This is a genomic window from Bdellovibrio sp. (assembly GCF_047637665.1).
In the GTDB taxonomy this organism is placed as follows: Bacteria; Bdellovibrionota; Bdellovibrionia; order Bdellovibrionales; family Bdellovibrionaceae; genus Bdellovibrio.
The window spans coordinates 261,061-272,222 of sequence record NZ_JBLJBT010000019.1 but is presented as its reverse complement, the minus strand read 5'-3'; the positions used below and the strand labels follow the sequence as shown (position 1 = coordinate 272,222).

The 11,162-nt window shown below is 45.4% G+C and carries 11 protein-coding genes and 1 tRNA gene; 1 reads left to right on the top strand and 11 read right to left on the bottom strand.

The features are described 5' to 3' along the window. Positions 1-84: 84 nt before the first annotated feature. The 4 genes from ACM64D_RS06765 to ACM64D_RS06750 form a co-directional block, all read right to left on the bottom strand. Positions 85-546 (bottom strand): hypothetical protein, encoded by a 462-nt coding sequence (locus tag ACM64D_RS06765; protein WP_415062434.1) that lies wholly within the window; start codon positions 544-546, stop codon positions 85-87. Positions 547-696: 150 nt separating this feature from the next. Further along, complete coding sequence (locus tag ACM64D_RS06760) at positions 697-900, bottom strand: SlyX family protein (RefSeq protein WP_415062433.1); 204 nt, start codon at positions 898-900, stop codon at positions 697-699. Between the two features lie 123 nt (positions 901-1,023). Continuing rightward, positions 1,024-1,761: a complement resistance protein TraT gene (locus ACM64D_RS06755; RefSeq protein WP_415062432.1), complete on the bottom strand. Its 738-nt coding sequence runs from the start codon at positions 1,759-1,761 to the stop codon at positions 1,024-1,026. A 150-nt stretch (positions 1,762-1,911) separates the two neighbouring features. After that, positions 1,912-2,313, bottom strand: a complete 402-nt coding sequence (locus ACM64D_RS06750; RefSeq protein WP_415062431.1) for a hypothetical protein — start codon at positions 2,311-2,313, stop codon at positions 1,912-1,914. Positions 2,314-2,594: 281 nt separating this feature from the next. Between ACM64D_RS06750 and ACM64D_RS06745 the strand changes: the two genes are divergently transcribed. Continuing rightward, the gene (locus ACM64D_RS06745) at positions 2,595-3,305 is read left to right on the top strand and encodes a hypothetical protein (protein ID WP_415062430.1); all 711 of its coding nucleotides are present in this window, start codon (positions 2,595-2,597) and stop codon (positions 3,303-3,305) included. A gap of 562 nt (positions 3,306-3,867) precedes the next feature. Here the strand turns inward: ACM64D_RS06745 and ACM64D_RS06740 are convergent. The 7 genes from ACM64D_RS06740 to ACM64D_RS06710 all read right to left on the bottom strand — a co-directional run bounded on the left by ACM64D_RS06740 (position 3,868) and on the right by ACM64D_RS06710 (position 11,154). Next, on the bottom strand, positions 3,868-4,527 hold the full coding sequence (locus tag ACM64D_RS06740) for a hypothetical protein (protein WP_415062429.1): 660 nt from the start codon (positions 4,525-4,527) through the stop codon (positions 3,868-3,870). Positions 4,528-5,051: 524 nt separating this feature from the next. Next, positions 5,052-5,142: transfer RNA gene (locus ACM64D_RS06735), tRNA-Ser, on the bottom strand. 78 nt (positions 5,143-5,220) lie between these two features. Beyond that, complete coding sequence (locus tag ACM64D_RS06730) at positions 5,221-5,721, bottom strand: hypothetical protein (RefSeq protein ID WP_415062428.1); 501 nt, start codon at positions 5,719-5,721, stop codon at positions 5,221-5,223. Then, on the bottom strand, positions 5,718-6,827 hold the full coding sequence (locus ACM64D_RS06725) for a 3-oxoacyl-[acyl-carrier-protein] synthase III C-terminal domain-containing protein (RefSeq protein WP_415062427.1): 1,110 nt from the start codon (positions 6,825-6,827) through the stop codon (positions 5,718-5,720). The genes ACM64D_RS06730 and ACM64D_RS06725 overlap by 4 nt, the downstream gene beginning before the upstream one ends. Before the next feature lie 48 nt (positions 6,828-6,875). After that, positions 6,876-8,147, bottom strand: a complete 1,272-nt coding sequence (locus ACM64D_RS06720; protein WP_415062426.1) for an NAD(P)/FAD-dependent oxidoreductase — start codon at positions 8,145-8,147, stop codon at positions 6,876-6,878. Between the two features lie 119 nt (positions 8,148-8,266). After that, on the bottom strand, positions 8,267-9,514 hold the full coding sequence (locus tag ACM64D_RS06715; protein WP_415062425.1) for an AmpG family muropeptide MFS transporter: 1,248 nt from the start codon (positions 9,512-9,514) through the stop codon (positions 8,267-8,269). Continuing rightward, positions 9,511-11,154 (bottom strand): hypothetical protein, encoded by a 1,644-nt coding sequence (locus ACM64D_RS06710; RefSeq protein WP_415062424.1) that lies wholly within the window; start codon positions 11,152-11,154, stop codon positions 9,511-9,513. Before ACM64D_RS06710 ends, ACM64D_RS06715 begins: the two co-directional genes overlap by 4 nt. Between the last annotated feature and the right edge of the window lie 8 nt (positions 11,155-11,162).

Sequence of the window (11,162 nt, the reverse complement as noted above, 5' to 3'; positions counted from 1 at the left end):
CTAAACTCAGGGTATTCCCTTTTATTTAAAAGTCCACTTTTTGGGGTACAGATCACGAAGCCTCTTTTTATATCTTTAAAAGTATTAGTAATTGGAACTCGGTTTACGAATCTTTTCCACTGTGCTGGTCTTTTCAGCGACGGGATTGTTGGGCGGTGTTTTTAGACAGAGCGGGCTCAAGTTGTAAGTCGCTGGGGGATCATAGGTCTTGTCGTTATAAGCATCAACGCCCATTCCGATGATTCCACCGAAGACGACATTTCCCAGGATGCCCGCAACTGCGTCGTATTTAGTTTGAATGACTCCATCGCGTGTTTCTTGATTACAGGTCACGGTGATAGGAATGTCCTCTTTCGAGCGTGAGACGAGAATCGTAGTTTGACCGTTCTTGAGATTGTATTGTCCATCAGGCAGATTGATATGGGTGTCTCCCTCTTGCAGGCCACCGACAAATCGAACGGGAATCTTTTCTGACTTTACGATCGTAGCACAGGCTCCCAGTGTCAGTGAGGAAAGGATCAGTAGAACGATTCGATAGTTTTTCACGCAGTCTCCTTAAACAAATATTGAGTTATATCTATTTCGGCGACCCTGATGTAAACTTAATTGTCTTTATTTGATAAATTGAATATTGTTTTTATATTTCAGCAGGTTAGGGCGGTACTTTTTTTAAATATATGATCCGAGTGGGGTCGTTTAATAATGCGGCGGCTTCTCGTTCGCCGCGCCCTCAACGCCAGTGAGGTTCTTCAGTTGATCTGTAACGACTTTAAGCGCCTTCTCAAGCTTTTCAATAGCCAGGTATTGGTTGTGCACCGTCTGCTGTAACTCTTCGATAGCCGCTTCTTGGTGGGAAAACTTAATTTCGAGGTCGATCAGTCTTGATTCATTCATAGTCATTTAAATCCCAAAATGTTGATTTGGAACCTAGTCGCTATTCAGGGGAAAATCAATATATGACAAAAAAATTACGGCACGGAAGAGCTGAACCTTATTCGCGTGCCGCCAAATTCATTATAGAGCTTAGAAGATGCCTGCGATACTTTGAGCAAGAGCTCGTTGCAGTTCGGGAGCCGCTTCCGTGAACTCCAAATTCACCTTATTTGCAGAACTCAAAATTCGAGTTTGATAAGTTTTCCAATTTGTTTTCTCTGAATATCTCGAAATGGTGCCGCTTGTTCCGGATTGATTAAAGTGCAACTCGGTGTTTTGCACTGTTGTTTTGTTTTCGACACGTTCTTTGATTTGCACGTCTGTGATAATGCTAAAGTGAACGTCTTTAACCAGAGAATCCGCAACAACGGCGGCAATTCCACCAAGAATGCCAGCGGCCACCATCGTTTTATCGCTGGCTCCTGCGACATAAGCCGTCCCCGCGCCGAGGGCCACCCCGTCGGTGCCGTAACCCTTGTAGATAGCTGCTTCGGCCGCATTGGGATCCATTTTTCCGACCTGCAGAACGTTAACATGAAGAACAAATTTGGCTTGATTTAAGTTGGAAACAATTTTGAATCCTTTAGAGCGAAGAGCGTTTTCTAAGTCTTGAGAAATTCGAAAGTCGGGTTTATCCGAAGAGTTTTTTGTCTGAATATAGATTCTTTTGGATTGTTCATTTTCAACGGGATCCAGGAAAAGACTGGAGCTCATTTTAGTCTGAACATCGAGCTTTCTTTTTGAAATGGCGACCTGAGTCGCCGCACAGCCCGAAAGAAGGGTTAGGGACATAATAATGGATACAGATTTAAATAAATTAAGACGCATAATGGACCTCCATAAGTGTGCCTATGGTATTTCAAACCTCAGGCCACTTGATTCGGTCTTAAAACGGCCCCTGCTTCTTTAAGAAGGCGGATTGTTTCCGTTTTGAGTATGAAGTCTAAGAATTGAGAATTATGAAGAAGCCCTCAGTGGTTATGGAAAATCAATAAGATGTTTTGCGATCAGGGCGGACGCGTTTTTGTAATGGGCGACCATCTTTTGTTCAAGATCGGTACAGTCATCTAACTTGGTAGTGCAGTCGATGACGGTGTCTTGTTGGGAGTCGTAAATAACGAAATATAAGTTAATGGACGGGACTCTTCCTGAGATGTACGTCGCCATCATGGGGGGGTAGGTATCTCTGATAAGAATAAATCTATTGGTGTCTTTTATATCACTTGAAAATATATATTTATTAATATCTCGGATGAGTCCTCTGAGGTTTGCCGTATGCCCGCTGTCCATTTCAAAAGCAGTTAATCTTTTTTGATAGGCGTCCATGGCTTCCTTTTGCAGATGGGTTGCTCCTCTTGGAAAGAGATCAATGAGGGTCATGGGGTGTGCTCCTTGTGTAAACAAATATTAAAGTACCCCTGATGACAGTAGGCAAGTTTTAATTGATTTCTGAGTGGAACCGTGGGGCCAAGACCTGAAATGAAAAGAAGATAAAAATTGGCGGAGAGAGTATTAAGGGTCCTAATGCCAAAATTTCCAATTGTTTGTCGATTGGAAAGCTACGATCTACGATAGACTCCGGTCAATCAAGGTGTCTCAAAATAGAACTCCTCAACCATGGTGGCAAAATTCCGATATGTTTAGTGGTATAGGAGCTTTAAGTGTCTACTTTCAAATGCTACTACCTAAATGCGTCGAAAATATTTTCCCTACGGACTCGTCCTGCCACACCAGGCAGACCTAACTTTTTCAATGTAGAATTTAAGATAGCGGAGAATGTAACCAAGCATTTGGACCCAAGGGGATCTGGAATATATGCAATTTTCTTTGATGAGATGTTGATATACGTAGGCAGCTTTCTTGGACAAGCTTCTGATAATGGTGGGGGAAACATTATTAAAACTCGCTGGGATAAACATCTGGGCACTATTTCTATGAGAGGTCACAAGGTAAGTATAGGTCCCAGAGCTTTTGAGAAACTTGAAAAGTCACGTCTAGAAAGTGAACTGTTGCATTCTCTTTCGAAGTATTCTTCTGACTCATTGGCATTACACCGTGGTTGTGTATCAAGTGTAAATCGCGTTTCTTTTGCAGCTGATAATTGGGCGACTTTCGAATCGTTTAACAATAGTACTTTGGAGCGGTTCTCATTCCTGTATGTTCGATGCATGAATCTACCAGTTAAATCATCTGAGTTTAAAAAGCGGATTTTAGAAGTGGAGAAAGGCGCAATTGCGTGGCTCAAACCTAGATGCAACAAGGAAATTCCTTCAGGTTTGCATTTATCTAAAGTTACCGTAAAGACCGCTAAGGAAAAGATATTGACTGATTTGATGGACGATCTCGATGTCAGCTTTAGGAAAGCAGCTTAGAAAGTGGTAGAAAAAATGACTTCGGTTAAGGGATAGAGCTGAGCAGAAGAATTAAAAGGCGCTGGCTTAAAAATCGCGCCTTTATTTTTTCGCTCTTGGAAAATCTTAAGAAGTACGCTGTTCTTTCAACACCACAAGTGATCCGACTTCACTTCCAATCAATCGCAAAGATCTCAACCTCAGCGCCTACGAGCATTAGCTCATGGAACTTTCATCCGTCGTTAATTGAGGGGGCTATCGCGGCTATTGAGATTTCCAAGTCTCAGAGAGCACAATCAAGGCTCGTGTCGAATATGCGATAGATATCTCAGCGAGGCGCCAAAGGAAAAACATCTTGAGCTATTTGAGAATGTTCTGCAGTTCGCAGCGATTCATCCCTCTAAGATTAAAATTGGTATTTATTGAGGTCACCCTATCGAGGTTTCGACTACTATCAAAAATGGCGGATTTGATGGGTGTCGAATGATTTCCGCAGGCGCATAGACGAATCTGCCGACGAATAGATAATCTCGCACTGAACAACCATTTTTCCTCCTTGGCACAAATCATTGTTGTCTAAACTTTAGTAGAGAGGCTTTAAGCCGACGAATAGCATATAGCTATCTGGAGGGATGCTCAGAATTTCAGGATTATTTATCGCGAGTAATTGTGGAGCGTTGGTGATGCCAACATTGAGTCCAGCCCTTATCAAGGTTGAATATATGGGATCGCCTTCAGCGTCCTTTGTAGATAGAGATGGTAATTTTGCCAGAGGGGGAGCAAACAAGATCAGCCCTTGAGAGGGTCCAAAGTTCGAATTCCCGTTAAGGCGAATCCAGCTGGCCCTGCCCCCATTGCCTTCGATAGCACCCAGTATTTTCTGAGCAAACTGTTCTGACTCTGGGTTATTCTCAAAGAGATAAGCTATTTGAAATTTTCCTCTCAGGGTGGCGAGTATTCTCTCTTCCTCTGGCGTCAAAGACCTCGGAGCTTGTTTCTTTCTGTCCTCTCCGATCTGAAATTCGAGTTGTGCGGTTTTCATTCGGGCTTCAGCGGCTTCCGCATTTAATCTGGCAATCTCTGATTTACGGTAACTAGAAAGGCTAGATTGAGTAGGACTTGAGACTAAGTGCCCTCCAACTTCTAAAAAAATTCCGATTAATACTATCGCTCCTCCAAGAGTTTGAACACTTTCCCAGAAATTGACCTTCCGTTCAGCATTTTGAGCGGCAACTTCGTTCATTATAGGACCTTCATTTCTAGCTTCCCAAAAGTAGTAGCCAAGTAGCATAAGAATGCATACTAGGATCGTGGACAATATCTGAGGCCTCGAGAGAGCTTTTGGCATATATATCTTAACTATTTAGCGCCATTTTGCATGAAAAACATCTGTGAATTGATTGACGCCATCAAAACTAAAGGAAGACCGTCGTATTTAAGCATTTATGTTAAATGCAACTTGGGTATTGGGACAAATGCCATCAGTAAAATCGGTCACTAACGCCAACTTCACGAGCCCTAAAACAAATCGACCGATTAGATTCATAAGAACCTCCGTTATGTGTGAGGCTCTTTCGACAAGAACAAGTGGGTGTGAACGCTCTTAAGAGACTGCGATTGACTAAGACCTCAGTAAGATTTTAGTAAGATCATGACCGAGATTATCTGTGATTGTCACTTTGACTTGACCTTGCTAACTCGTTGAAACCTTTGATTCGTGATTTTCATTCCTTAGGTTCTGACTGACGAACCCTAAAGACTTTAAATTGGCGGAGAGAGAGGGATTCGAACCCTCGTTAGGCTTTTGACCTAAACACGCTTTCCAAGCGTGCGCCTTCAGCCACTCGGCCATCTCTCCGCAAGCAGGAACGTAAAGAGAAGCCAAGATAGCATATCGCGTCGCGCCAAAGCAAGGACGGAGCTGAAAATTTAGGACCTATTCGCCGAAGTATTCATAAAGATCTTCCTGCTGAATGCGTGCGTAGGCTGCAGCCTGCTTGGCTTTCCGGGCGCGTGTTTCGACAAAGTTCCAGTAGACAATTTGATAGACCAAAAAAACGAAGATGCCCCCAGCGACCGCTAAAAAAAGCGGACGACTGTCCTCCCACTCCAGCATGGCCGAAAATAGCATGAGGGGATGGATGACAAAGAGAACCGCATGTAGCCACATTTCTGTGCCTGTGCAGAATTTGCGGTGAACCCACTCATCTTTGGTCACACATAAGGAGGAGGCGATGGCCATCGCAATATAGATTTTTTCGGTGGTGGGATTTCTCTCCATAAAGGTCAAGAAAAGGAGGCAGGCTAACACCGTCATGGTGTCGATGGGATGGCCGATCCTTTCCCAGCGAGGCAGACCCCGCTGACGATGAAAAAAGAATTCGTCAAATAATATGGCGGCCCCTTGTAGTCCTGAGATGATTAAAAACGTGCTCATAACTTCTCCATCAAACCCCCGCAGAGGGTCAGTCCCGGGCCAAAGGCATAACTCACAATCAACGTGCCCGACGGAATTGTGTCATCATTAAGAATTCGTTCCCACAGGTGAGGCAACGTCGCTGACGACATATTGCCGCGTTCTTTTAGCAGAAGCCGACTGCCCTGCACCTGTTCTTCTTTTAGCTCTAATTGTTGGGCCACCTGATCGATGATTTTGGGGCCCCCGGGATGAACAGCAAAGACGGCGTTTTTTATAATGTCGCTGATATCAAAATCTCGAGAGCTCAACCATTTTGTCGTGAAGTCTCTGATTTTTTTTCCTATCAGTGCAGGCACGTCTTTGGAAAGAGTCATCTTCATGCTCCAGTCCGCCACCATCCATTCCATAGCCTCGGAAGTGTTGGGAACCAGCTCCTCATAAAGTGAAATCAGACGAAATCCTTTAGCGGGCTCTTCTCGTGTCATTGAATAAGCAATCACTCCGTCGGCGAAAAGACTTTGAATCACCATTTGTTCCAAGCTGGGGTCTTGCGGGTTGAGGTGCAAACTGCAAAGTTCAGTATGGACAAGATCCACTGACTTCTTTTTTCCTAAGATTTCCGAGCCGCTTAGAAAGCCGGAGGCCATGCGCAAGGCCGGAAAGGCTCCATAACAGCCCATGTGATAGGAGTGAGTGACTGTGATGTTCTTCGGAGCATTCACGGCAATCATTTGGGCGGCACTTGGCGAAATATAGCCTGTGCAACTGACATGAATAATATCGTCCGGAAAGGGGCGGTTTTCATAAATTTTTTGAAAGGACTCAAGGGCCGTTTTGTGAAAAAACTCATGACGACGCTCCATCGTGGCGCCGCGAGAGCTGCGAGTGATTGGATAGATCGAGTGATCTTCCCAATGAGTGCTTTGAGTGTCAGGGATAAAGAAGCGACGTGTTTCTATTTGCGATTCGGGGCAAGCGACTCTCTGTAAAAGTTTATTGTATTCTTCTTCCGAGTAGGCTTGCCCTTGTTGTGCGGCCTTGTAGGCAGAGGCCAACCAGGTCAGGCCCTCAGCTTGTTTTTTTATGTAAGGTGGTTGGATAGAGAAAAAGTTATGAAGATACATGCTCTCAAGGCTAAGCGTCTCCAGAAATCTTGAATAGATCCAGTGTTACTATACAGAGCTCTTAGGTTGGGAGCGCCACTCCTTATCAACGATCAAGCGGGCACCTCGTTTTAGAGTCAGATAGGCATAGGCCCATTGCCAGATAACGAAGAATTTATTTTTAAAGCCAATCAAATAATAAACGTGAATGAAGAGCCACAAAATCCAGGCGAAAAACCCACTGAATTTAAGATTGTGAATCTGTGCGATGGCTTTTTTGCGCCCAATCGTAGCCATCTGTCCCTTATCCAAATAACGAAAGGGTCGTCGCGGTTGGCCCTTCACGTCCCGCAAGATTTGGTTTGCCGCATGCACTCCTTGTTGCATGGCTACGGAGGCAAGTCCAGGCAGGGGTGTGCCGTCCTCACCCATCAAACAAGCTTGATCGCCTAAGACAAAAACCTCTGGGTGGTCCTTCAAGCAGAGCTCCTTCTCAATAATCACACGCCCCGCTCGATCCAAAGGAGTGCCCAGAATTTTATTGAGACTGGAGGGCTGCACGCCTGCCGCCCATAAGATGGTGGATGCTTTGACGATCTCTTCCCCGAGAACGACAGAGGTGTTTTTTACATCAGTGACTCGGGTGTTAGTCCATATTTGTACGCCCAGATCTTCAAGGTCGCGAGCGGCTTTGCGCGAGAGTTCTGAATCAAACGCGGCTAAGATGCGCGGTCCGGCTTCGATCAAAAGGACGCGTGTGCGAGAGGGGTCAATACGTCGAAAGTTTTTCATCAAGGTATGGCGACTGATCTCAGCAATCGCTCCGGCCAATTCAACGCCGGTGGGGCCCGCGCCCACAATCACGAAGGTTAAATGCTGCTTTTGTTTTTCGGTGTCGCTTTCTTTCTCTGCCAATTCAAAGGCCATCAAAAGGCGACGACGAATTTCTGTGGCCTGTTCTAGAGTTTTTAAGCCGGGAGCATTTTCTTCCCACTCGGGATGATTAAAATAGCTGTGCTTGGCTCCACACGCCAAAATTAAATAGTCATAATCCAGAGACTGTCCTGGGACTTGCAGTTTTTTATTTTTTAAATCGACGGATTCAACATTGTCGAGGAAGACAGAAACATTTTTATATTGAGAAAGAATTCCCCGGATGGGTCCCGAGATCTCGGCGGGTGAAAGTCCCGCCGTGGCCACTTGATAAAGCAAAGGTTGGAAAAGGTGATAGTTACGACGATCAATCAGAGTGACGACGATGTCGCTCTTGTTCCCTAAGGCGCGAGCGGCCTTAAGACCTGCAAACCCTCCACCGACGATGATGACTTTCTTTGCTGGCATAAAAAAACCTCTTTGCCTTTTACCTTAGCACTCAGTGCGAAAGAGGAAAGATCAAAGAGGTCTTGTTGGCGTCGCGAAATACCGAGGGCCCCTTATTTGTTGAGGCACATTGCAGATATCTAAACAGTTTCTGCAGTTTGGTATTTTCTCATTCCAATTAACATAAAGAGTCCGGGAATTGCGATGAGGGCACAAACATAGAAGAAGGGGCCCCATCCCAAACTCTTCACCATGTCGCCTGTAAATCCTGAGAAAAAGTTTCTGCCCAGGGTCGCAATACTGGAAAGAATTGCGTATTGAGTGGCCGTATACTTTTTGTTGCTCAAAGCTCCAAGAAAGGCCACAAAAGCCGCTGAACCCATTCCCGAGCTGACATCTTCGAATACAACCACTGTGGCTAAGGCCCAAGCTTGAGGGCCTGTATGCGTAAGAAGGGCGAAGGCCGCTGTCGAAAGTCCTTGAAGAACTCCAAAAATCCACAGCGATCGGTAGATGCCGATATAATAAATAACCAAACCACCGAAGAAAAGACCGACCAGGCTCGACATCAAACCGAAAGTTTTAGCGATCAAACCAATGTCGGCATTGCTGAAGCCCATCTCTACATAGAATGGATTTAAAAGGGCGCCGGAAAGAGCATCCCCCAGCTTAAACATAAAAACGAAAAGAAGAATGAACCACGCACCCGGTCTTCTTAAAAATTCAGAGAAGGGATCGACGATGGCTTCCATGAGTGTACGTGGCGGAGGAGAATCGACCTTCGGCTCAGGAGCAAAGAGGGTTGTCAGTACACCGACGATCATACATCCAGCCATGATGTAATAAAGTTGTCCCCATGTGATCGGCCAGATCTCTGAACCGACCAGCCCGATGCCGGCACCACCGGACAAAAGCAAAGCGATACGATACCCGTAGATCCCTAGAGACGACCCCAGCCCCAGCTCTTCATTAGAAAGAAGTTCGCGGCGATAGGCATCAATGGCAATGTCTTGGGTCGCACTAAAGAAAGCAATCAACACAGCCATCGCGGCCATGGTTGTGAGATTTTGCAGGGGATTCAGTGTTCCCAAATAGTAGATGGAGGCCATGAGAAGAGCTTGAGTGACCAGCATCCAACTGCGACGACGTCCAATCTTGAAAAGCGTAAAGCGATCCAAAAGGGGAGACCACAAAAACTTCAGAGAATAAGCCATACCCACCCAGCTAAAGTAGCCGATGGTGCTGATGTCCACATGCTCACGCGCTAGCCAAGTCTTTAAGGTGCCTCCAGTTAAAAGTAGCGGGAGGCCGCTGGCAAAACCCAATAAAAAAACGATGAGCATTTGTTTGCTAAAAAGGTCCTTTAGAATATTTCTTTTTTCTGTCATTTCGTCGTTGTCTTTCTAAGCTGCTTTCGCATCTTCCACAGAAGATGACTGATGTATGGTCTGCGAGTTTCTCCGGTCGTCACCATCAAGAGTTTGGTGATCTTCAGGTTGACGGCGTCAGTATATAATAAAATAAGCATTTCGTAGATGAAATTGGTGTTCAGAGTGACATGGTTGTCGGTGCCCACTCCCAGTTGCACGCCCTTCTTTTCCCACCACGAAAAGGGGTGGTCCTTATAGTCTTCAAACTTTCCGGTCAATTTGTTGTTCGAAGAGGGGAGTGATACCAGTGTCACGCCTTTTTGAATCATACGATTTAAAACATCGTGCTGATAGTGTTCCACTTCGCGCGCGGTGTGGAACTTGGCTTTGACGAATAAAACATCTTCCTCAGGGCTGAGTTTTTGTCCTTGAAGAATTTTTTCAAGGACATGCCGATTGAAACCCCAATCCAGTTCGACCAGCTCGCGGTAAAGAGGATCTTTGTCGCTGATGGCGACCCCTTTTTGGTTTTTGGCATGGATGTCTTGGTAAATGCGATGAAAGTATTTATTGGGATTGATGCCCAGACTGATGCCGTGCTCAAGGGTGTCGATGTGCCAAATGTTCATGGCATTGTCGACGGCTTGAATTCCTTTTTTTAAGGTGTGCCAAGTTTCTCCGTGGTGAGAACGAATTTTGAAGCCGCGATATTGCAGTTTGCGGAAGCCCGCCTGCATTTCGTTGAAGTGCTCTTTGCGATAAAGTTCGCGTTCGTCACCCACGGTGTCCACGTCGGTCAGGTGGCGAACCAGAAAAGGATACTTGTCCAACATTCTGACGATCTCGTTGATCTGCTCCATGAAATGGGCTTGTCGATTTGGATACTTTTCGGCGTCAAAGTGATTGGCTTCTTTGCGGAACGAAGGCGATAAGATGAAATCAAAATGAGGATTTTCAACTTGAAACTTTCGAAAGCCATCATAAAGACCCAAGACGACGTCCTCGGAGGTGACATCGTCAATGCCGGGAATTTGTTCCGAAGAGCTGGCGGTGGATCGTGACAAAGAAAACTTAAGTCGGACGGTGCCCACGTTGTATTTGAAATAAAGTTCATGAGCCAAATGATAGGCCGCCTCTTCGTGGGCTTCGCGTGAAATAAAAATCAACTTGGGAAGATAAAGAATCTTCAGGTAGCGCGAGAAACCTTCATTTTCCTGAAGGCGGATCAGACGATCCACATCCTCGACAGTGCGAATCGGCAGGGCTTTTTCTCCGTAAACCTCTTTGATCTTCTCTTCATAGATTTCTTTGTGAGGCCCCTCGAGCAGTTTTTTTAGACGGGGAAAAATAAAGTCTGCGGTGATGGCTCCTGTCAGATGGATATGTTCTTCTTTGTATTTAAGGGGAAAGTTTTTGAAGAACTCAGCCAGGGCTTTTGAAAGAGGATGTTTAAGTAAAACACTGATGGTGATCTGATTAATCTGAAAACGATTCAGAAGTTCGCGAAACTCCGCCACTTGACTGTAGGCCTCGGGGGAGTTCTGTTGAAGATCAGAAGACAATAGCAAATCAATAGTGTCAGAAAGCGAGATGCCGTTGGTCTCGCTAATGATGGTGGTCAAGGCTGTGGTGAGTTGATTGTGAATGTCCGTATTCACTCGATCCT